Genomic DNA, 25,347 nt, shown 5'->3' on the forward strand with positions numbered 1-25,347 from the left:
TTAAAAAGTTTTTAATGAATTGATAAGGAGATGCGAGTATGAAGAAAGTCATAGGACTTATAGTATCATTATTTTTATTATTCTCTACCTATGCACCAACATTTACAGAAGCAGCCGAAGTTTTAAATAAAGTAGGCTGGGTGAAGGAAAATGAGAATTGGTACTATTATCAAAAAGATGGAAGTAAGCAAATAGATAACATTATTTTAGATGGAATAGAGTATTCCTTTTTTAAAGATGGGAGGCTATTCCAAGGGAGAAAACAGGTAGGAAAAGACGATTTATATTATAGTGAGCCTGGTAAATTAAAGACTGGATGGAGTTTTTCTGCAACTTCATGGAGCTATTTAAAAGATGGGAAGTATGTAACAGGAACATTTACCTATCAAGGAAAACCATTTGAAATTAATAAGTACGGGGATATGGAAAAAGGATGGATTACTCTTCGTTCTGCTGTTAAAAGAATCTATCCAAAGCCAGAAACAAAATTTCTATTTAAATCTAAACCTGTAAAGGATGGGGATGTCTTAGAGGTCATTTCAAAGCAGGGGTTATGGTATCAGGTTAAATATCAAGGAGAAGTCGGTTATGTTCGGATATTTGAATCTGTTGTAATTGGTGAATCACCAGTTCGTTCATGGGATGTAACAAAAGAAGCAACGAATTTGTCTCATTTTATGATAACGGAGTATCATAAAGATCCTGAAAAATACTTTCCACCCAATATTCAAAAGAAATTTGATAAACAACTAGATAGTGATTTAGCTCTTCTTGCGAATGGATTAAAATGGATTGATCAATTAAAAGAAGCACTCTATTTAGATAATAAACAAGGATGGGTACAAGAAGAAGGGAAATGGACGTATTATAAAAAAGATGGGCAAAGAATAACTGGTTTCCAAGCAATTGATGGGAAACGTTATTATTTTGGTACTGATGGTTTTATGCAAACGGGATGGTTACATACAAATGGATCAGATTATTATCTGGGAACCGATGGTGTGATGCAAACAGGAGTCCAACATATTGACGGGAAAATCTATTACTTTAGTCCGTTAGGTTCTGTACAGTCAGGATTTACAAATGTTGAGGGGAAACCATATTATTTTGATGCTTCTCATGAATCAAAAAATGGTTGGATGAAGCAAGAATTTAATTGGTATTTACTACAGCCTTCAGGTGCATTACAAACAGGAGATTTTACATATAAAGATAAGAAATTCTCCTTTAATCAAGATGGAGAAATGGTTAAAGGATGGGTTACATTAGAATCCCTTGTTAAAAAAGTATATCCTGAGCCAGATTTAAGAAAAGCATTACGTGCAAAACGTGTGAATAAGGGTGAAGTGATAGAAGTAACTGGGAAAGTCGGTTCTTGGTATGAGGTTAATTATCAAGGAGAAAAAGGATATGTACGTATTCATGATGCTATTATCTTTGATCAGGAGGCTAAAAGTCCACTTACTTTGCTTGATGGGAAAGTAAAGATATTTGAAGGTGTATTAGATTATTTAAAAAGTGACGAACCATTCATAAATAACACGATTAAAATTTTAGAAGAATCAGAACAAGGGTTGTTAGATGCTGCAGAGAACTGGGAAAGTATTTCTAGGAACGTAAACAACGCAAAGCAAGATGTACAGTATAAAATGAAAGTGATTAAAGAATCACATGATAAATTGCAAGAATTAGTGAATGCAATGAAAGGTGACATTAAAAATTTAACGGTCACTCAAAGAAAAGAGCTATTTAAACTGCTTGGAAATACGAAAGAAGATGCTCTAGCGTATGGAAAAGAGTGGATGGGGTTTAGTGCTGATGTATATGTATCTATCCTGCAATATTATACATCCCTATATCAAAGCTATGCTTGGTATTATCAAACATTAGATGTGGTTGCGGGTAAAGCACTTGAAACCCAAAATGAGATTAATAAAAATATTCTTCAAATTGAGGAAAATCATCGTAAGTTAGCAGAAGGGCTTTCAGGTGTCGTTAAAGATTTAGGACCAGTTGTAGATAGTTCGATTCGTCTAAAACATTCTGTAGATATAGCGAAACCTGCTATGGAGGAACTTGTACAAGTAACAAGAAAAAACGCTCCAATCATTGCGAAAGACTTACAAGCATTGGATGCGAAAGTCCCAGGATTCTTCACAGATTTCAATATGGGAATAGATCTTGCAAATACATTTATGGACTCCGCTAATAAAATAGCAAGTCATAAAATTGATATACCTGCTGGAAGTATTGGCAGTATTGATTTAACAAATGCTTTCCGTGATTTTGGTGTTACTCCAGAAAAAATGAGAGAGCTTGAACAAGCTGATCGAGATACGACTAAATTCATGAATGTCACATTGGATGCATGGCCAATTATTAATGTGCCAAAAGAAATTATTCAATTGGTACAAGGCCATGAAATGGGCGAAAAAGACAAATACAAACCATCTGATTACGCCATTGGTGTTGCATCAGTACTAACAGGTGGGACTGTAAAAACTGTAAAAACTATCGGAAAGGTAGTTGGTACTGTTGAGGATATTGAAAAGAAAGCGAAAAATCTTGAGAAGGCTGCGAAGAATACAAAACATGAAGTGAAAATATTAGGAAGAGGTTCTACTGGTAGAACAACAGCTAATTCATTAGAAGAGCAACTTGCAATGAAAGAAGTTAAATCCAATCCGCAAGGAATAGTTTTAACGAGAATACCAATGACAGATCCTCGTTGGCCTAAAGAAGACGGATGGGTGAAAATGGCGCATAATGTAAATGGTGTAGAAATTCATTATGTTAAAAATACTAGAACAGGCGAATTTGATGATTTTAAGTTTAAAAATTAATTATTTGTTGATAGGAGCTTGTATATGAAGGTAATGTGTATAAAAAATTCAGGAGATACATTTTCAGAGGGTTTATTAAAACAAGGATATAATCCAGACTCGATTATAAATTTAGAAATCCAAAAAGAATATGTGGTTTATGGTATTAGTTCACTGAATGGAGAATTAGACTATCTAATCTTAGGTGAAAATGAAAACTTGCCTTCATGGTACCCAGCCGAATTATTTGAAGTATCTAATCCTTTACAACCTTTAGAATGGTATTTTGCGGATCATAAACATAGTAAAGCGACAACAATAGAATATATATGGGGTTATAAAGAATTAGCTTTAAATGATAGACATGCTCTTGGTTTAATGGAAAGAGAGAATAAAGATATTGAAATATTTTTAAAGCGTAAAGCTGAAATTGATGAATTTGAGGAATTGTAATAGTAAAGGAATGGATTAACTTATAAAAAACGTAGGAATTAAATATTTCTACGTTTTTTTGTACATAACATTTAAATAAACACCTTATTTTTTGAAAAAATTGAAGGATCAAATGGAGGAAAAATCTCAAGCAAATGCTTACTGATTGTGAAAGATTGCGCTTATATCAAGATACCAAATACATTATGAGTATCTACCTTAATAGAGATTATCTCATCGTATGATAATTTTCCACTTAATCTACCCGTATATTCCATTGAAATAATAGAACTATACGGGTGACCTTATTCTTGAATCATTTTTTGAGAGCCTTATTCAGATACTCTAGTAATTAAAAATAATAATATTTAAAATTGATTAAATGACAAAAGGTTTTTGATTATCAAAAGTTGGATTACTCTTTCCAATATCAAGAAGGTTTGGAGATTGATCTGGCGGCATGGCTTCTAAAATTTTTCTGTGGAATTTTTGGTAGTTCCCTTCAAATACCCCACTTCTCCATACTGATAATAAAGTTGCAGTGAATAATCCATTAAAAGCTCCATCTGCTGAAAGCTGATTGTCTTGGCAACCAGATATTAATTTAACCGAGCACTTTAATTCATTGTCATTTCTTTCATTAACTTGAGCCTTTCTTTCATGATAAATACTTCTATTTTTTTCAAAGGTTTTAGTTCTAATACCTAGCGGCATATATCGATAGGCTACATGTTTTACTGGATCAATATTGGAGAAATTATATAAATCGTAATGTTGAGCTTTAGTTATCGATCCACTATGACAAGAATCTGATAAGACAACAATTCTTACACCTTCCTTAAAAAGATGCCAAAGTGCATGAATTTCATCGTCTAGGAATTGACCATCATATAAACACCAAGTTTCGTCAAAACCGTCGGCTTCATCATTTTGTTGATCAGGAACACGCCCACCGTGTCCAGAATAAGAAAGGAAAAAAATATCTCCACTTTCTAAAGATGATGCTGCTTTTTTAACTTCATTAACAAAATTATCTATTGTAGCATTGGTTGTTAAGAGCGTAGAGGTATTATCATAACGTAATGATTTTGCAATTAATCCCATATCTTCAGCATCTGCTTCACAGGCAACTAAGTCTCCACTCCATCCTGAATAATGTTGTGGATCAACTGAATTTAATCCAATATGTAACGAGAATCCTTTAGGCACTTTATTCGACCTCCATTTATTAAAAAATTCCATACGGATATCTTATCCATTATTACTGAAGATATTCAGCTAAAAGTGACTTTTATAAATCAAAACGCTTAAGTTGTAATTTTTCATAGCCGTTCAGTTTTACGCTGATTGTTTTTTTATAGATATGTGCTTTTATCAATTCTTTTACTCTCACTTGCTATTTTATCAAGATTGTCATAATAAAGTCGTCTCTTTCGGGGAAGTTATGATTGTGATTGATCTACATACCAAATACAACACAAAGGTACTAAAGGTGAAAGCAAAGAGTAATGATTTATGTGAAACCAATCTAAATAGTGAAGAAATACGGACAGGGTTTATCCATTTACCATCAGGCCCCAGAGAAGTAAAATACTCGGTCGTTGACGGTCTTGCCATCTTTGAAGGTGATATTGTTCTTGGAACTGTGGCAGAAATGGAAACCCGGTCTAAAACCAAGGGGGTCGGCATCACAGGTGACCAATTCCGCTGGCCAAACGGAGTTATACCTTTTACTATTGATTCAAGTCTTCCCAATCAGCAACGTGTAACTGATGCTATTTCTCATTGGGAAAATCGAACTTTCATAAGATTTGTGCGACGAACCACGGAAACCAACTATGTTACCTTCAGACTAAGCGACAGTTGTTCATCTCGCATAGGGATGCAAGGAGGGGAACAATTCATAAACCTTGGCAACGATTGCAGTACAGGAAATGTTATTCATGAAATTGGCCATACAGTGGGCTTGTTCCACGAACAAAGTCGAGAGGACAGAAATAACTTTGTTAGAATTAACTGGGCTAACATAGAGACTGGAAAGGAGGGTAACTTTAATCAAGAAATACCAGTATCCGATGACTATGGCCCATATGACTATGGTTCAATAATGCATTATGGTACACATTTCTTTTCAAAAAACAACTTACCAACAATCGAGCCTTTAACACCTGGGGTTACCATTGGGCAGAGAAATGGGCTTAGTGATGGTGACGTAGCTACTGTTAACATGATGTATGGCCGGATGACAGAGTCTCAAATAGCAACTGTGTCCCGATTTACTGATCACCTCGATGTATTTTGGATTGGAAAAAACGGAGAGGTGTCGAGTACCTGGTGGGATAAAAATTTAAATAATGGTCGTTGGTTCAGTCCGTTTAACATTGCTCCAGCTGGAAGCGCTCAACAGGGGGCTGTGGCTACCGTATCCCGATTTGCTGATCACCTCGATGTATTTTGGATTGGAAAAAACGGAGAGGTGATGAGTACCTGGTGGGATAAAAATTTAAATAATGGACGTTGGTTCAGTCCATTTTCCATTGCTCCAGCTGGAAGCGCTCAACAGGGGGCCGTGGCTGCCGTCTCCCGATTTGCTGATCACCTTGATGTATTTTGGATTGGAAAAAAAGGAGAGGTGTCGAGTACCTGGTGGAATAAAAATTTAAATAATGGACGTTGGTTCAGTCCGTTTAACATTGCTCCAGCTGGAAGCGCCCAACCAGGAGCTGTGGCTGCCGTCTCCCGATTTGCTGATCACCTTGATGTATTTTGGATTGGAAAAAAAGGAGAGGTGGCAAGTACCTGGTGGGATAAAAATTTAAATAATGGACGTTGGTTCAGTCCATTTTCCATTGCTCCAGCTGGAAGTACAAGGGAATTTTCTGAATTAGCAAGAGAACAAAAAAAGTAAGTGTTAATGTTGATGAAGAGCTTTTAGATTTTGGTAATCAAGATTTTGTAGTTGAAGACTTAACTATTCCATTTTGGCAGGGTAATGAAAAAACACAATTAGATTTAAGAAAAGAATGAAACTTTTAATTTCCCGACTGAAAAAAGTAAATATATGATTGTGGTTGACCTTCTTATCGAATAAGTTAGTTAAATATTAACTAACGGTGCTTTAGTGAAAGAAGAATTTATTGATTTTAAGATTGAGATCATATTTTCGTTACTCAATTATAGGGCGCTTTAATGGAGCAACGAAAAAAGCCTAATTTAGATATTATCCCCTTTAGGTAGACAGTGTGAAAAAGACCATGTATACACATGGATGTTACACTATTACTTGGAGGGGATTTTTCATGGCCAAAAAAGGTACAACATTTAATACATACTCAAATGAGATAAAGTTATCAGCAGTTCAAAGTTATTTAAACGGTGAGGGAAGCTGCGATATGATAGCGGAGAAATATCAGATTAGAAGCTCTACACAACTTGAAAATTGGGTGAAAAAGTATAAAGAATGTGGTGAAATTACAGATACTCGTGGAAAAAATAGTGAAATGAAAGGTATACCGAACCCTTTAAAAGGCAAGCGGATTCATTTTAAAACTGTTGAAGAAGAGCGTGACTACTATAAGGCTCAGGTTGAATATTTAAAAAAGCAGTATCCAAATCTGTAAATGGAGGCGTACTAAAATATAAAGAACGATATCATATCATTGAATTACTAAAGAGAAAATATCCTATTATAATATGTCTTACTAATTTTGCAAATGTACATCGCTCAAGTTACTATAAGTGGGTTCATACAAAAAGTGTGAACAACACGCGACTAGAATCTGATAAACGATTAAAAAAGGTAATTCAATCTATTCATGTAAGCACAAAGAATATGGTTATGCACGTATGAAAATCGCTTTACAAGAAGAGGGTTATTTTATAAATCACAAAAAAGTATATCGATTAATGAGTAAGCTTAACATTCAGTCTATTATTCGGAGGAAGCGTCGCTTCTTTAAAGGGAATTATTCTAATACTTTTCCAAATGTTTTAAACCGTGAATTCAAAGATCGCCAGCAAAATGAAGCGCTTGTTACAGACATTACCTACCTACGATTTCAAGAGGGCTTCCGCTATCTTTCTGTTGTACAGGATATTTATAATAACGAAGTTGTTTCTTGGAAAATTTCCAAGCGTAATGATAATGAACTTGTATTAGATACAATTGAAATGTTGGCACAAAAAAAGAGATGTGCGTGGAACCATTCTCCATTCAGATCAGGGATTCCAGTACACATCTCATGCCTACAACAAACGACTTTTAGATTTAGGTATCATTGGCAGCCACTCTCGCAAAGGAAACTGCCATGATAATGCCTGTATCGAGTCATTTTTCTTCCATTTTAAATCGGAGCTGTTATATTTGAATTATTTTAAAACAGAAGCGGATTTAATACAAGCAATTGAAGAATATATTTACTTTTATAACTATAAACGTTTTCAAAAACGACTCAACCATCGAGCTCCGATAGAATATCGAATCTCGATGGCTGCTTAGTCTTTTTAATACTGTCTACTTGACAGGGATAAGACAATTTCTAAATTTTAATGAGAAATTGGGCTTTTTATATTTACTTATAGTGCAAAATAACTCCTAAAGTCACAGACTAATAATATCAAGGAAAGAATTTCTTCTCAATAGGGTACACTCTTTGGATACTTATTTCATAGTAAAGCAAAAAGCACCCACCATGGGTGTTTTTAAATTTATATATGTTTGTACTTGAACCGTTTTTTAATTCTTAACAATAAAATAGAATTTAAAAAGCGAAAATTATGAAATAAATCCACTCATTATACTAATGAATTGGCCAATCTTAGCTGCAACTTGGGAGCCATGAACGCCCATTGAGTTAATATCAGTTAAAGCCGCTTTTTCCCGTCTAAGAAGGGAGGGTTTTACAGCTACACCTTGCTCTATATTTTGTGCTACTTCTTCAACAAAATCTAAAGTATTCTCTTTAAGATCTGAGTTCTCTATAGATATCTCTTTTAGTAATTCTATTTAGTAGAACATTCCCCCGTATAGCATGATTATTTAGTCCTGATTCCATGCGTTTGAAGTTAAGATATATTGAAAAGATCCTATTAAGGATTCTTGTCAATTTCTCATTAGTTTTCAGTTTATTCGGAAATTTGTCGGTTTTAATTTTACAGTTTAGTGAAATAGTGGGTTTGAAGATAATATAAAGCGTCTGCAGGACAATAGTTATGGGTATAAGATGAAAATATTGTATGTGCATAGCGAAACATAACGGAAGGATAAACAGTACTGTAGCATATAGAACTTATTGGGTCTGTCTTAGGAGTCGTACAATGCATAATTGTAAGTCAGCAATCCTAGAAATAAGTTTGCCTTCGGTAGGAAGCGTTCCACTAACGATGTTCATACTCAATATTTTTTTAAAACGTTTGAAGGAATTTAGTTTATGTATATAACTTTATGAAGAATATTAAATCTGTAGCATATGTAATTCCTCTGGAATGAATTCACTTATAGATCCTCATCTAAACTAAAAAATTTCGTATATAACTTCATTTATGTTTAATGATTAAAAGCTCACCATAGATGATTTATAGAGAATGCAATTATAAATGCAAGAAAATCTAATTTAAAATTGAAAATTCGTTCTATTTTGGTTAGATATGGAATAAATGAATTTTATTTCTCAATATTCACTGTATGTCACTTTTTTGTTTTTTTCTATATGATATTGGAAAAAGTATGCTTAATTTTATGACATAAATCCCCTACATAATTATTACTCTACAAATTAATTTCTTAAAGAAAACTTCTTGTGAATATGTTACTAACTACATAAATTGTAATATTAACAGAATTATTACCAAAGTATTAGGTTTTTAGAATGAAAAATGAGTGCTCAAAATATCATTGAAATCCAGGAATAGAAATCGTAATTAAAATTTTTTGTTTTCTGTCAGGTATGTAAATCACTTTAGCTACTTTATGGGTAATTTCATGTGTTTTTTCTTTTGCTTAAGTTTATGAAATAAGAGTATTAGCGCTAAATATTGTAGCTAAGAGTATGTAAAGCATAGAAAATCCGAATTAAACAAAATAGGAGGAAAGTGAAAATGAAGCATCAAGATGATAGTAAAACTGGTTTGGAAATAGCGATTATTGGAATGGCAGGTAAATTTCCAGGTGCAAATGAAATAAACCAATTCTGGGATAACCTAAAAAATGGTGTTGATTCAATTTCTACATTTACTGAAGACGAGTTAATTAAAGAAGGTGTTAATTTAGATGTTTTACAACATCCTAATTTTGTGAAAGCAAAAGGGTATTTGGAGGAAGTAGAGTATTTTGACGAATCCTTTTTTGCTTATACACCTAGAGAAGCGAAAATAATGGATCCCCAAATCCGTATGTTACAGGAAACAACATGGGAAGCATTAGAGATGGCAGGCTATAATCCATTTGATTATGAAGGATTAATAGGGTTATATGTAGGAGCATCTACTAATTTTAATTGGATGAAGCACACGCCATTATTAAACAGTGATAGTGTGGTTGAGTTTTCAGAGGCAGGTACTCTTTCCTATAAAGACGCAATTTCAACGCTTACATCCTATAAGCTGGGACTTAAGGGACCGAGTTTTACATTGTATACAGCTTGCTCTACATCTCTTTTGAGCATTCATCTTGCATGTAGATCATTGTTAACTGGAGAATGCTCTATTGCAGCTGCAGGTGGAGTATCTATAACGTATCCTAAAAAGAATGGTTATAAATACCATGAAGGAATGACAAGTTCACCTGATGGCAAAGTACGTACTTTTGATGCAGAAGCCCAGGGTGCAGTTTTTAGTGATGGTGTAGGTATGGTAATACTGAAGAGATTAGAAGATGCAATTGCTGATGGGGATACAATCTATGGTGTAATTAAGGGATCAGCAGCAAATAATGATGGAGGTCGAAAAGTAGGCTATACTGCTCCGAGTGTTGAGGGACAGGCTGAAGTAATACAAGCAGCACATAGTTTTGCTGAAGTTGATCCTTCTACTATTAGTTATGTAGAAACGCATGGGACAGCAACGCCATTAGGCGACTCTATTGAAGTAGAGGCTCTAAAGAGAGCGTTTCAAGATGTGGACAAGAAATCTTTCTGTGCAATTGGTTCTGTTAAGAGTAATGTAGGTCATTTAGATACAGCTGCAGGGGTGACGGGACTTATAAAGACAGTTTTATCTATGAGACATAAACAGCTCCCGCCAACTTTAAATGTGAAGCGCCCTAACTCGAAAATTGATTTTATAGATAGCCCATTCTATATCAATACTGATTTGGTGAATTGGCAAAGTGAAGATAATGATCTTCTTCGAGCAGGTGTGAGTGCTTTCGGATATGGTGGAACTAACGTTCATATTGTATTAGAAGAAGCGCCTAAAGTTAAAAGTTCTGCTTCTACTAGAGAAAAAAAGTTAATGGTTCTTTCTGCTAGATCAAAAGAAGCTTTAAATAATGCTACAGTAAATATGGTTCAATATCTGGAATCTAATAAAGATGTTGAATTAGCAGATGTAGCATACACATTGCAAACTGGCCGTCGACCATTTCCGTATAGAAGAGCGGTCTTATGTAAGGATATAGATAGCGCCATAGACAATTTAAAAACAGTTAAAGATTTTCACGTAAAAACGCAAGAAAATCCAGATTTGATATTTGTGTTACCTAGCGAATACTCATCAATTATTGAGAATGTAAAAGAACTATACCAAAAGGAACCATTATTCTTACAAGTATTTGAGCGTAATATGACTGATGCCCAAATGTATACTGGAAAAGCATTGAAAGAAGCATTCTTTAAAGGAACAGATGATAGCTTGGTTGAAGATTTAACCTTCTTCGTCTGCTTGCAATCGATTATTGATGTATTAATTGAATGTGATGTACGTCCTTCTAACGTTATTGGTACAGGCCTAGCTGGAATGGTTTCAGATATTTATAATAAATCTCTTAAGCCAGAAGATGTCCTGAATCAATTAGTTGAGAACTATACAGAGTTACAGACAGAATGGACGCATGGAGAAAAAGTAGAACTTCTAACACAAGTTAAGGATGTAGATCCTAATTCTGTGATTGTACATATTGGAGAGTTGTTAAATTCTGAAATTAATAATAATCAGATTATTTTACGAAACGACTTGTTAGAGGTATTGGGACAAGCGTGGGAATTAGGGGTAGAAATTAATTGGAGTAAACTGTATGAAGAGGAATATAGTTTACGTATTGCCTTACCAACTTATCCTTTTGAGAAAAAACGATATTGGATAGATCCAGCTGAACAGCAAAATATAACTAATAGTGAAGAAACATCGATAAAGAAACGTTCTAATATAGCTGAGTGGTTCTATACTCCAGGTTGGATGGAAAAAGAAATTGTAGATGTAACTAAAGAATCTGCTAAAAGTTGGTTGTTATTTTTAGACAATGAGCATATAGGCTTAGCTCTTAAAGAAAAGCTTGAAAGAGATGGACATCGTGTTATAACAGTCGGTGTGGGTCCTTCATATAAAAAGATTAGTTTAAATGAATTTACAATATGCCCTACTGAACAAGAAGATTATTATCAGTTATTTAACGAGCTACAAAAACAAGAGTGTTTACCAGAAGAGATTGTTCACCTATGGAATGTGGATAATAAGGATTTAGGTATCAAGACCTTAGATACTGGATTCTATTCATTAATATCACTTGCAAAGACAATTAGTAAATTTAATTTACTTTATCCTATCAATATAAATGTTATGACGAATAATATGCAAAAAGTAGTAGGAGACGAGTCTATTATTGCAGAAAAATCTACTCTTTTGGCTCCTATAAAAGTATTTCCGCAAGAGTATCCAAATATTAGATGCCGTAGTGTAGATTTTATGTTGTCTGATAATGAAGAAGCATTAATATCAAACTTATATTCTGAAATTCAAACGGACATTATTGACACTGTAATAGCAATTCGAGATAACATTCGTTACATTCGAATTTATGAGCCTATACCTGATGAAAAAGTAAGTGAAATGCTAGTAATAAATGAAAATGAATCAGCTTCAAAAATACAGAATATTCGATCGGAAGGGGTTTATTTAATTACTGGTGGAATGGGAGGAGTAGGCCTTAAATTAGCAGAATATTTGGCGCGTACAGTAAAGGCTAAACTAATATTAGTTAGTAGAACAGCTCTTCCTGATCGTGAAGAATGGGATCAAATTCTTCAATCACAGATTGAAAATGAACAATTATGTCAACGTATTAACCATATTCAGAAGTTGGAGTCATTGGGAGCAAAAGTAATGACAGCTGTTGCAGATGTAGCTGATGAAGAGCAGATGAGAAACGTGATTCATCAGGCTGAGGCTAATTTTGGACACATAAATGGGGTAATTCATGCAGCAGGTGTCTTACGTGTTAAATCAGCTCAGTGTCCAATGGAAAAGATAAGTAGGATTGAATGTGAAGAGCAATTTCTTCCTAAAGTACATGGTGTGCTAGTTCTTGATAAGTTATTGAGTAATTATGATCTTGATTTTTGTTATCTTGTTTCATCACTTTCACCTATTTTGGGTGGATTAGGTTTTGTGGCCTATTCAGCAGCAAACCTTTACTTAGATAGTTTTTCAGACAAAGTGAGTAATACATCTAATAATCGATGGACCAGTATTAACTGGGGAGATTGGCAGTATACGGGAGCTCAACAGGTTAATAAAATATTCAATGCTCAAAGTATAGAAGCACTTGAAATGACATCTGAGGAAGGACAAAAAACATTCCAATGTGTGCTTGGTTTAAGTGGTTTAAATCAGGTAATTATTTCTTCAGGAGATTTAAATAAACGTTTTGATCAATGGATTAATCTGAATTCTCGTAAACGAATTTCTGAATTGGAAACTCAAACGAAAACGAGAGATAAGTTCAGAACTCAAGATGAAGTAGAGGAAATAATTATAGGAATTTGGAAAGAGTTTTACAGTGTTGATACTGTAAATGTAAATGAAAATTTCTTTGATCTTGGTGCAACTTCACTTCATATAATTCAAATTCATGAGAGATTAATTAATAGATTAGAAAAACAGATTTCAATTGGAGTTATGTTTGAGTATCCAAGTATTCGTTCTTTAGCGAGATACTTAAGTGGAGATAAGCAAAAGAATCAAGTTAAACATACAAAACGTTTTAATCGAAAAACGAAAGAAGATAACGATATTGCAATTATAGGAATAGATGGACGTTTTCCTGGAGCACAGAATGTAAATGAATTCTGGAATAATATAAAGTCTGGAACAGAGTCTATTCAATTCTTTACAGATGAAGAGTTAATTGAATCTGGTGTGAATCCTATGGAAGTAAAAAACCCTAATTATGTTAAAGCGAAAGGGTATTTAGAAGGAACTGATAATTTTGATGCTCCATTCTTTGATTATACACCTCAAGATGCATCTTTAATGGATCCGCAACTACGAGTATTTCATGAATGTGCGTGGTCTGCCCTTGAACATGCTGGATATAATATCGAGACATACCCGGGCCTAATTGGTGTATATAGTGGGGCATCTCCTAACTTATATTGGCAAGTGTTATCTACTCTTTCAGAGGCAAATGAACCAGCTGGGCAATTTTTAATTTCATTACTTAACGACAAAGACTCGCTTAGTACTCAAATTTCTTACAAATTTAACCTTAAAGGACCAAGTATGAATATCTTTACGGGATGTTCAACATCATTGGTGGCTATTCATAATGCAAGCCAAGCATTATTACAGGGGCATTGTGATATTGCTATAGCTGGAGGAATTACATTAACTCAACCTGAAAAAGCAGGTTATACCTACCAAGAAGGAATGCTATTTTCTTCAGATGGTCATTGTCGTCCTTTTGATGAAAATGCAAATGGAATGCTTTTTGGAGACGGTGTTGGGATTGTTGTTCTGAAGCCTTTACAGGAAGCTATAAATGATGGGGATACTATACATGCAGTAATAAAAGGAACGGCGATTAATAATGATGGGAATCGGAAAATTGGTTACACTGCACCTAGTGTAGAGGGCCAAGTAGAAGTTATTAAAATGGCGCAACATGAAGCAAATGTAGAACCTGAGTCCATTTCCTATATTGAAACACACGGAACTGCTACTAAACTAGGAGATACCATTGAGATCAAGGCGCTTAGTGAAGTGTTTAACACTAATGAAAAACAATCTGTACCAATTGGATCTGTTAAAGCAAATGTAGGCCATCTAAATGCAGCGTCTGGTGTTGCTGGTCTAATTAAAACGGTCTTTGCGATGAAAGATCAGGTTCTTCCGCCAAGTGTGAATTTCACAAAACCAAACACGCAAATTGGATTTGAAAAGACACCTTTTTATGTAAATCAACAATTAAATGAGTGGAAAGAGGATAATAAACCATTACGTGCAGGTGTTAGTTCATTTGGTATTGGTGGTACAAATGCACATATTATTTTGGAGGAGGCACCAAAGCTTGAAGCAACCTCAAATAGTAGACCATACCAGATGTTAATGATTTCGGCAAAATCGAAAGATGCTTTGGATCGTATGACTTTGAATTTAGGAAATCACCTTGAACAGAATCCTCATTTGAATTTGGCAGACGCTAGTTATACATTACAAATTGGACGTAAGGAATTCAAGCATAGGAGAGCTTTAGTTTGTTCCAGTACTCAAGAAGGAATTGAACAATTAAACCAGCCAGACGGAAGAAGAGTACAATATGCAAATATAAAAGAGGAACATCCTAAAATCAACTTCCTGTTTTCTGGGAACGGATCGCAATATGTAAACATGGGGTTAGAATTATACGAACAAGAGGCAATTTTCCGTGAAGCTATGGATGAATGCTTTGCAATCCTTCAATCTGTTACGAATGTAAACATGAAAGAAGTGTTATACCCAACTACTTTCAGTATTGATGAGGCAACGGAAAAATTGAAAATAATGGAATTTAGTCAACCAATTCTTTTCGCGTTTGAATACTCAGTTGCGAAACTATTAATGGGTTGGGGAATTAAACCTGAAGCAATGATTGGATATTCATTTGGCGAATATGTGGCTGCTTGTTTAGCAGAAGTATTTACTTTGGAAGATGCATTTAAATTAGTTGTAAAAAGAGGTCAGCTAATGAGTAGTCTTCCTGCAGGGGTAATGCTTAGTGTTCCGCTTCCAGAAGAGGAATTAATTCATTTAATTAATTCTTTTGAAAAAGAATATCAACATACCATTTCCTTAGCGGTAGTTAATGGTCCAGCTTGTATAGTTTCTGGGACAGAAGAAGCAATTGTAGATTTTGAAAATGAATTAAAGAAAAAGCGTTTAATGTGTATGCGAGTAACAATAGAAGGAGCAGCACATTCACACGAACTGGATTCAATTCTGGACGAGTATGCTTCCTATGTTAGTACATTGACACTTAGAGAACCTAAAATACCTTATTTATCAAACTTGACTGGTACTTGGATACGACCTGAAGAAGCAACAAACCCAGTTTATTGGGTAAAACATATGCGTGGAACTGTTCGATTCTCTGATGGAATTCAAGAGTTGAATAGCGACAATACAAGTCTATTCATAGAGATTGGTCCTGGAAATGACCTTAGTAGGCTTACTAGTCGCCTTTTAGACTATGAAAATGGTAATGAAAGAATATTTAATACGGTTCGATCTGTTCAACAAGATGTATCAGATATGTATTTCTTATTTAGTCACATCACTCGAATGTGGGTAACAGGTATTTCTATAGATTGGGAACAATTTTATAAAGATGAGAAGAGAAGACGTATCCCATTACCAATGTATTCTTTCAATAAAATATCTTATAAATTACAAGGTAATCCGTATGATTTAGGTCAAAAGCTTAATAGTAAGCAATCTAAAATTAGTAAGAATAACAACATTTCTGAATGGTTCTATACACCGCAATGGAAAAGTTCTACATTGTTTGAACCAAATCATGATGTGAATGAGACATGGATTGTTTTTGTGGATCAAGAAGGATTAGGTAATGAAATAGTTAAGGACTTATTAAATAAGGGGGAGAGAGTAGTTACAGTAGAACCTGGCTTTGCTTTTAATAAGGAGAATAACGATCGTTTCATTATAAATCCTGAAGAACGTACAGATTACGTTAAGTTATTGGATGACGTACAGGAAATATGTGGTTTACCTACAAGAATAGTTCATATGTGGGGAATTACGGATGAGGAAAGACAAGCCTCAATTGAATATGTAAATAGTAAACAAAACTTAGGATTCTATTCAATTTTTTACTTAACTCAGGCACTAGGAGACAAGAATATCTCTGATTCAATCTCAATTCGAATTATTACAAATGGTGTTCAACAAGTGATTGGTGATGAAGAATTAATTCCAGAAAAATCAACTGTACTTGGAACGTCATTAGTTGTTCCACAAGAGTATTCTTATCTTTCTTGTTCAAGTGTTGATGTTGTTTTACCTCTAAACAAAGAATGGAAGAGCAGGTTAATAAATCAATTAGTAGAAGAATGTCTTTCAAATACGAATGATAAGATGATTGCTTATCGAGGAAATAAAAGATTTGTTCAAACTTACGAGCCTTTACAACTAGAACAGCCAGCTAAAGAGAAACTGCCGTTACGAAAAAATGGAGTTTACCTTATTACAGGAGGACTCGGAGGTATTGGTACAATTCTTGCGAAACACTTGGCTCAAACTGTACAAGCCAACTTAGTTCTTCTTACACGTACAGGTCTGCCAAATCGTGATGAGTGGGATATGCATTTGAAGGAAAATACGATGTATTCGGACAGAATTCGTAAAGTTTTAGAGATAGAAGAAACGGGATCTAAAGTTTATGTACTTGCTGCTGATGTTACAGATCAATCACAACTATACGAAGCAATTCATAAGGCAGAACAAGAATTTGGAAAGATTAATGGTGTAATTCATGGTGCAGGTATTCTTGGTGGAAAGACTTTTAATTTAATTCAGGAACTTGAAAAAGAGGACTGTGAGGAACAATTTTCTGCAAAAATTTATGGTCTTCTTAATTTAGAAGAGTGTTTACGAAATAAAGATTTAGATTTTTGTGTTCTAATGTCTTCAATTTCAGCGGTCTTAGGTGGATTAGGTTATGTATCATATGCTGCTTCAAATATATACATGGATGTTTTTGCACAATATATAAATCGTTATTCCAACCTGCCTTGGATAAGTGTCAATTGGAGTGATTGGAAATACTGGGAAGATGAAGAAAAAGATATGCAGATAGGTGCAAGTGTACATGAATTATCTATGACACCTGAAGAAGGAGTTCAGGCTTTTAATATAGCACTGTCATGGAAACAAGGGGAAGTACTGATTCATTCTCCAGGAGAACTGCAAGCGCGTATTGATCAATGGGTGTTATTAAATTCTTTCAATGATGAGAAGGAAGAAGAATTAGATTCTACGTTATACCATTCTAGACCACAACTCTTGACTGAGTATGTAGCACCTCGTAATGAGGTAGAAGAAAAGCTTTCAAAAATTTGGAGAAATATATTTAAAGTTTCAGAAGTTGGTGTTCATGATGATCTTCTGGAACTAGGTGGAGATTCACTTAAGGCTATTACTATTGTTTCAAAAATTCATAAAGAGTTTAATGTTGAAGTTCCTATTAAAGAGCTCTTTACTCTATCAAATATTGAGAAACTAGCAAATTATATTTCAAGGGCAGATAAGAGTGAATTTGATGTTATTGTTCCAGCTGAACCTAAATCTCATTATCAGCTTTCTTCAGCTCAGAAGAGATTTTATGTATTACACCGATTGTATCCAGAAAGTACAGCTTATAATGATACTTCCGTTATTCTTTTAAATGGAAAATTAAACATTGAACGTTTAGAAAAGGCGTTCACTCAATTAATTAAGCGTCATGAGATATTTAGAACTACTATTGAAATGAAAAATGATAAACCGGTACAAATTATTCATGATCATGCTGATTTCCATATTACTCAAATTGAGGGCTTTGAATCTGAAGTGGAACAAATAATTAATGAATTTATTCGCCCATTTAATTTTAATAATGCTCCATATTTCCGTGTAGGGTTAATTAGATTGGAAGAACAAAAACATATTTTAATTATTGATTTACATCATATAGTAACCGATGGAGTTTCCTATGATATTTTTGTTAGAGATCTATTTGCGCTTTACTCAGGAGAGAAATTACCAAACTTAAAAATACAGTATAAGGATTACTCAGAATGGCAGCAGAGTGAAAAAGAAAAAGAAACTGCTCTCAAACATGAACAGTATTGGCTAGATCAATTTAAAGATGGTGTACCTGTCTTGAATATGCCTACTGATTATACAAGACCTGAAATATTAGATCTAAAAGGTAGTAAAATAACCTTTACTATTGATTCAAATGTTACCAAGAAAATTAAGCGTTTATTAGCAAAAGAAGAAACTACATTATATACGCTAATGCTCTCTGTATATAATATTTTGCTAGGTAAATATACTGGCCAAGAGGATGTTGTTATTGGTTCACCAATTACTGGTCGCCCGCATGCGGATTTACAAGATATTATAGGAGTATTTGTAAACATGTTAGGAATAAGGAACTATCCAAGAGCTGAACAAAGGTTTACTCAATTCCTATTTGAAGTAAAAGAGCAGGTCTTACAAGCATTTGAACATCAAAAATGTCAATATGAGGACCTGGTTAATCAATTAGGACTTCAGGGCACGTATAATAGGAACCCACTTTTCGATGTTTCATTTGTTATGCAAAATATGGATGCAGATCATATGTTTATCGATGGTTTAGAACTAAGGACATATGATCACGACTTTAAGCGCGCACAAATGGATTTATTGCTAAGAGTGGTTGAATTGGAAGATACAATTGAACTGACTATGGAATATGCAACCTCTTTATATACTAGGGATACGGTTCAAAAGTTATGTGAGCGTTATGTTGAGATTTTTGAACAAATTGTAGATCATCCTGAAATTTTATTAAAAGATATTTCATTTAAACAAGAAATTCAAGAACTGCAACCAGTTAAGGTATCAGTAGATTTTGGGGATTTTAACTTTTAATTGATTATTGTCAGGAGTGAGTAACTATGGTTGAACGAATAGCAAATAAAGATAAAGTAATTGCCGCAAATGAACGAATAAAGGAAAGAGAATTTTGGTTAGAAAACTTATCAGGGGAACTGGCTGACTGCCATTTCCCTTATGATTACCGGACATCAAACAAACAGGTGAATTTATCAAATGTTAACATAAAACTAAAAGAGGAATTGTCCGAGAAGATTTTAAAGTTAGCAAATGGATCAGATCTTCAGTTGCACATGATTCTTACTGCTGGACTTACCTTGCTGTTAAATAAATATACTAGATTGCAAGATATATGCATTGGTACACCTGTTTTAAAACAAGACAGTGATACTAACCTTATTAATACTTTGTTAGTTTTAAGACATGGTCTTGAGGAACATATGACATTTAGACAAATTCTCCAGCATGTTAGTACAGTAATGGTTAATGCTTTAGAACATCAAAATTTCCCATTGGAAAGTTTACAACCGGTTTTGAGTAACTACCTTCCAGAGGGGCGTAATTATCCGTTCCGTACTGCAATTTTGCTAGAGGAAATTCAAGATTTAAATTATTTAAGTGAGAGCAATGCTGAGATTATATTCTCTTTCCGTCAAGTAAATGGGTGTATAGAAGTTGATATGTATTTTAATGAGCATCTATACAAAACATCTACTGTTATGCGATTTGGTCATCATTTTATAGACTTGTTAGAGCAAGCTTTACTACAACCGAATACACCGCATATAGAGTTAGATTGGGTTAGTGATAATGATGTAAGAGAGTTAATTACATTTAATCAAACTGAGTTAGATTACCCGCATCATTTAACGGTGATACAGTTATTTGAAGAACAAGTCATGCATAATCCAAATAAGCTTGCTGTTTCTGATGACAAAAGAGAAATAACATACGCTCAATTAAAAGAAAAGGTAGATCTGGTTGCCAGTTCTCTACATAAAAAAGGAATTGGAAAAGGACACATTGTTGGCCTTATGATGGACCGATCAATTGATGCAGTAATTGCATTGCTAGGTATTTTAAAAAGTGGGGCTGCTTATTTACCTATTAACATATATTTGCCGTATAAAAGGATAGAGGCAATGCTAAAAGAATGTAAATCTCCACTTTGTATAGTAAAACCCGAAGTTATTAGTGAAGATTTTACAAGGGAAATCCAGGATTGTAGTATGGTAAGTTTTAATGAACTACTTGAAACAGAATTGGTTAGTTTCCCTTCAGTAAGTACACCTTACAATTTGGCATATGTTATTTTTACCTCTGGAACAACAGGTAATCCTAAAGGAATTATGGTTGAAAATCGTAGTGTTGTAAATTTAATATTCGGGTTAAAAAATGAAATATATGATAAATATAGTTCCTCTATGCGAATCGGGTTAGTTTCACCTTTTGAGTTTGATGCTTCAGTACAAAACATGTTTGGTGCGCTTTTATTAGGAAATAGTTTATTTATAGTACCAGAGGAAGCAAGAACTGATGGGCAGAAGCTAATGAATTTTTATCAAGAAAAGCAAATAAATATCGCGGATGGAACGCCGATGCATCTTCGATTATTAACTAATTTTATAGATGAAAAAATAGAATATTCATTTAAACATTTTATTATTGCTGGAGAGGAATTACCACCGAAATTAGCGCGGAAATTCCTTGGTTTATTTAATAAGAACTGCCAACCTAATTTAACAAATGCTTATGGACCTACGGAGACTACTGTAGATTCTACATGTTATCATGTTCAGCACGATAAGTTAGAACTTATGAATCAATTACCAATAGGACGACCTCTAGCCAATCAAAAAGTTTATATTATGGGTGATAACCAACAGTTACAACCCGTTGGAATTCCTGGAGAGTTGTGTATTTCAGGAGAAGGGCTAGCAAGAGGGTATTTAAATCAACCTAAGTTAACTATGGACAAATTTGTTCCTATACAAATCACCAAAACAGGTTCTTCTATTATAGATGACAAGGTATATCGTACTGGAGACTTGGCTCGCTGGTTACCAGATGGAAACCTTGAATATTTAGGCCGTATGGACGATCAAGTCAAAATTCGTGGATTACGAATTGAATTGGGAGAAATAGAAAAGCAACTATTACGATATCCTGAAATTGGTGAAGCTATTGTAATTACACGTAAAAAAGAGGGAGAAGATACTCCGGTTTTATGTGCATATGTTGTTATGAATTCTTCAGCTAAAGTAGAAGAGGTACGCCAATTCCTTAGAGAGTATTTACCTTTTTATATGATTCCTGCATACATCATCCCGATTGAGCAGTTTCCAATCTCATCAAACGGTAAAATAGATCGGAAAGCTCTTCCAGATCCAATTTGGGAGCAATCCACAGCTTTATTTATTGAACCACGTAATGAAATTGAACAAATGCTCTCTGAGATATGGAAAGTAGTACTTGGAATAGAGAAAATAGGTGTGAATGATAACTTTTTCGAATTAGGAGGTAATTCATTACAAATTACTTCTGTTGTTTCACACATATATAAACGTTTAGGTGTAGATGTACCTATACGTGAAATGTTTCAAAGGCCTACAATTATGCTATTAGCGGATTATATAGAGAAATATGAAGGGAAGAAAAATTATTCTCAAATTGAGATCGTACCTGATACAGAATTTTATCAAGCTTCTTCCTCACAAAAAAGATTATATATATTAAACCGCTTTGCTGGAATAGGAACTGCCTACAATATACCAGGTGCAATGTTAATAGAAGGTGAGTTTGATTTTATAAAGGCAGAACAATGTGTCAAAGAATTAGTGGAACGTCATGAATCATTAAGAACTTCATTCCAATTTATTAAAGGTGAACCAGTTCAATTTATTCATGATAGTTTAGATATTAGAATTGAACATTTATATAAATCTGATAGATCAACAATTGAAGAGTTAATACAGGAATTTGTTCGTCCTTTTCAGTTAGATAGGGCTCCACTTATGCGCGTCGGTTTAATGAAATTAGAATTCAATCAATACCTGTTACTTTTTGATCTTCATCACATAATAGCAGATGGAGTATCTTTAGCGAAGTTAGAAAAAGAGTTTATAGATTTATATTCAGGCAAAGCCTTAGAGCCTATAAAAATACAATACAAAGATTATGCCAATTGGCAAACCAACCGTTTACATGATGAAGGGCTGAAAGAAATTGAAGAGTATTGGGTAGATAAGTTTAAAGGTGAGTTACCAATTCTTATGTTCCCAACCGATAAGCCACGTGGGCTAAATCAAACTTTTGAAGGTGATAGATTAGTATTCCATCTAACACCTGAACTTTCTAATAAATTAAAATCCTTTGCGGATGAAAGAGAAGCTACTTTATATATGGTACTTCTTTCGTCACTAAATATAGTATTGCATGTGTATACGCAACAGGAAGATATTATAGTAGGTTCTCCAATTGCAGGAAGAATTCATCATGACCTTGAGCCTATCATAGGTATGTTTGTAAATACTCTACCTATGAGAAATCATCCTAAAGCGGAAAAGACGATAATTCAATTCTTAAATGAAGTAAAAGAAAATGCGCTAGAAGCATTTCAATATCAAGAATACCCATTTGATGAGTTAGTAAATAAGTTAGACATGGCTTATCATACTAATCGAAATCCTGTATTTGATGTCATGTTAGTAATGCAGAATATCGGAAGAACATCAGAAAAAATAAAAGATATTACATTTAAATCATACGAAATTAAGCATCAAGCTTCAAAGGTAGATATGAGTATAGAAGTATTTCCGGAAGAAGAGGGTCTGCGATTAGAATTGGAATACGCGACAGGACTATATTATCCGCAAACTATAGAGCGGTTTATGATGCATTTTATAAATACGCTAGAGTGGATGGTAGCTAATCCTGAAGCGAAAATTGAAGAGGTTAATGTTTTAAGTAAAAGTGAATCCACAAGGATGTTAAATGAACTTAATAATACAAAATTAGATTTTACTCAGGGTAAATTAGTTCATCAATTTTTTGAGGATCAGGTTGAAAATAAACCAGAAGAAATCGCAGTTATTTCAAATGATATACCGTACAGTTATTCGTATATCAATAATCGAGCAAACCAGCTTGCTCGTATTCTTAGACAAAAAGGTGTAGATCAGGAAACTAAAATTGGTATCGTTGTGGAAAGATCCGTAGAAATGATTATAGCTATATTTGCTGCGCTAAAATCTGGAGCTGCATATGTACCAATTGATCCTGAATATCCAAAGCGTCGAATGGAACATATTTTAGAGGATTGTAATCCTCAATTTGTACTTACAGAATCTAAATACGTAGGTGAAATTCCATTTGTAGGAGAGATTATTGATTTAAAGCAAGAAAATTTGTACGTTGGTGATACAAGCAACCTGGAGGTTACTGGAAAACCAAATAACTTAGCTTATATTTTATACACTTCCGGTTCTACAGGTAGACCAAAAGGAGTCATGATTGAACATTGTAGTATTGTGAATTTCTTATTTTCAATGTCTCATTTATATCCTATGGATGAATCAGATACGTATTTACTGAAGACACCTTATATATTTGATGTATCTGTTCTAGAGTTGTTTGGGTGGACCATAGTAGGTAGTAAATTAGTAATAATGGACAATGGGGAACATCGAAACCCAAGAGCAATTTTAAGAACTATAGATAAATATGATGTGAAATTATTAAATTTTGTACCGTCTATGTTTAGAGCTTTCGTAAATACACTTAATAATGAAAATTGCCAGGTTTTAAATAAAGTGAAGTATATATTACTTGCGGGTGAAGCTTTGACACATGAGGTGGTTAATAAGTTTAAAAAGCATCGACTATCGACTCAAATAGAAAATATGTATGGTCCTACTGAGGCGACAGTTATCGCAAGTACGTTTTCACTTCAAGAAAGTGAAAACTATAATACTATTCCTATTGGAAAGCCTATTCCGAATGTAAGGCTTTATATACTTAATCAAAAACAGAGACTTCAGCCTATTGGCGCGGTAGGAGAGCTGTATATTGCGGGAGAAGGGCTTGCAAGAGGATATGTAAATCAAATGAGATTAACTGAAGAAAAGTTTTTACCAGACCCATTTGTAAAAGGGGAGAAAATGTACAGGACAGGAGATCTTTCACGCTGGTTACCTGATGGGAATATAGAATTCCTCGGTAGAAATGATGAACAATTAAAAATTAGAGGATATCGAATTGAGCCAGGGGAAATTTTAGATGCTTTATCTTCACATCATGCAATTAAAGAAGCAGTGATAGTAGACATTCAAGATGAAGATGGGCAGAAAAAACTTGTAGCTTATTTCGTAGCAAAATCACTTGTATCCATTTCTGATTTGAAATTGCATCTTGCGAAATTAGTTCCGAGTTATATGATACCTACTTTCTTTGTTGAAGTTGAAAACATACCATTAACACCAAGTGGAAAGGTTGATCGACATTCCTTACCTTCACCTAGATCTTTACCTAAGAATGAGGAGGAGAGTATGATGTCTCCTAGTAATGAGTTAGAATCTCGTTTGGTTGAAATATGGAAAAGTATATTGAAGATTGAAGCTGTCGGTGTAGAGGATGATTTCTTTGACTTAGGAGGAAATTCTCTACTAGCTATTGAGCTTGATCTTGCTTTAGAAAACGAGAATCTTAATACGGACGACTTAGTCGCATATACAAAACGCAATATTAAACAACTAGCTGCTTATATAGCAGAAAAGAAAAAAAATTAGTATTACTTCATATTGTAAACACGACTTTTAAGAGTTTAAATTTACACTTGCTATACTGTGGGATTAAAGGAGCTTTCCCTCTTAGCTTTCTAGAATGTTAGTGTTTATTCTGGTGACTATGAGTTAGGGAATTCTCCTCCCTATTATAGAATGATTAAAATAAAAAAGTGATTCGAGAAATAAGATTCTTTATATGAAATACGTTAATAATAATGGATAGCTTTTTAAAGAAGATA

9 protein-coding genes are annotated in these 25,347 nt (G+C 34.0%); 8 read left to right on the forward strand and 1 reads right to left on the reverse strand.

All coding sequences use genetic code 11. The features are described 5' to 3' along the window. The first annotated feature begins 38 nt into the window (after positions 1 to 38). Both NZ044_RS28155 and NZ044_RS28160 read left to right on the forward strand, forming a co-directional pair. Positions 39 to 2,843, forward strand: a complete 2,805-nt coding sequence (locus NZ044_RS28155; protein WP_081359139.1) for an N-acetylmuramoyl-L-alanine amidase family protein — start codon at positions 39 to 41, stop codon at positions 2,841 to 2,843. 24 nt (positions 2,844 to 2,867) lie between these two features. Further along, positions 2,868 to 3,275: a hypothetical protein gene (locus NZ044_RS28160; RefSeq protein WP_074789953.1), complete on the forward strand. Its 408-nt coding sequence runs from the start codon at positions 2,868 to 2,870 to the stop codon at positions 3,273 to 3,275. A gap of 357 nt (positions 3,276 to 3,632) precedes the next feature. On the opposite strand, the gene NZ044_RS28165 is transcribed toward NZ044_RS28160, so the two are convergent. After that, the gene (locus NZ044_RS28165; RefSeq protein WP_074789951.1) at positions 3,633 to 4,463 is read right to left on the reverse strand and encodes a caspase family protein; all 831 of its coding nucleotides are present in this window, start codon (positions 4,461 to 4,463) and stop codon (positions 3,633 to 3,635) included. 235 nt (positions 4,464 to 4,698) lie between these two features. Between NZ044_RS28165 and NZ044_RS28170 the strand changes: the two genes are divergently transcribed. The 6 genes from NZ044_RS28170 (at position 4,699) to NZ044_RS28195 (ending at position 25,111) form a co-directional block, all read left to right on the forward strand. Then, positions 4,699 to 6,162, forward strand: a complete 1,464-nt coding sequence (locus NZ044_RS28170; protein ID WP_340950124.1) for a M12 family metallopeptidase — start codon at positions 4,699 to 4,701, stop codon at positions 6,160 to 6,162. Between the two features lie 391 nt (positions 6,163 to 6,553). Next, positions 6,554 to 6,874 carry a helix-turn-helix domain-containing protein gene (locus NZ044_RS28175; RefSeq protein WP_074789949.1) on the forward strand — a complete coding sequence of 107 codons (321 nt, stop codon included), beginning with the start codon at positions 6,554 to 6,556 and terminating at the stop codon, positions 6,872 to 6,874. A 226-nt stretch (positions 6,875 to 7,100) separates the two neighbouring features. Then, a complete protein-coding gene (locus NZ044_RS28180) occupies positions 7,101 to 7,565 on the forward strand; it encodes an IS3 family transposase (protein WP_139195736.1) in 465 nt (154 codons plus the stop codon). After that, positions 7,447 to 7,752, forward strand: a complete 306-nt coding sequence (locus NZ044_RS28185; protein ID WP_175463794.1) for an IS3 family transposase — start codon at positions 7,447 to 7,449, stop codon at positions 7,750 to 7,752. Before NZ044_RS28180 ends, NZ044_RS28185 begins: the two co-directional genes overlap by 119 nt. 1,598 nt (positions 7,753 to 9,350) lie before the next feature. Beyond that, entirely contained in the window at positions 9,351 to 19,361 is a 10,011-nt protein-coding gene (locus NZ044_RS28190; protein WP_340950125.1) for an SDR family NAD(P)-dependent oxidoreductase, read from the forward strand. A gap of 26 nt (positions 19,362 to 19,387) precedes the next feature. After that, a complete protein-coding gene (locus NZ044_RS28195) occupies positions 19,388 to 25,111 on the forward strand; it encodes an amino acid adenylation domain-containing protein (protein WP_340950126.1) in 5,724 nt (1,907 codons plus the stop codon). Positions 25,112 to 25,347: the final 236 nt, after the last annotated feature.

The organism is Bacillus sp. FSL K6-1338, assembly GCF_038006965.1.
GTDB classification, from domain to species: Bacteria; Bacillota; Bacilli; order Bacillales; family Bacillaceae_G; genus Bacillus_A; species Bacillus_A thuringiensis_S.

Bases quoted from the DNA above. Each gene is read 5' to 3' on its own strand.
- NZ044_RS28155 (WP_081359139.1), top strand. From the start codon at position 39: ATGAAGAAAGTCATAGGACTTATAGTATCATTATTTTTATTATTCTCT.
- NZ044_RS28160 (WP_074789953.1), top strand. From the start codon at position 2,868: ATGAAGGTAATGTGTATAAAAAATTCAGGAGATACATTTTCAGAGGGT.
- NZ044_RS28170 (WP_340950124.1), top strand. From the start codon at position 4,699: ATGATTGTGATTGATCTACATACCAAATACAACACAAAGGTACTAAAG.
- NZ044_RS28175 (WP_074789949.1), top strand. From the start codon at position 6,554: ATGGCCAAAAAAGGTACAACATTTAATACATACTCAAATGAGATAAAG.
- NZ044_RS28180 (WP_139195736.1), top strand. From the start codon at position 7,101: ATGAAAATCGCTTTACAAGAAGAGGGTTATTTTATAAATCACAAAAAA.
- NZ044_RS28190 (WP_340950125.1), top strand. From the start codon at position 9,351: ATGAAGCATCAAGATGATAGTAAAACTGGTTTGGAAATAGCGATTATT.
- NZ044_RS28195 (WP_340950126.1), top strand. From the start codon at position 19,388: ATGGTTGAACGAATAGCAAATAAAGATAAAGTAATTGCCGCAAATGAA.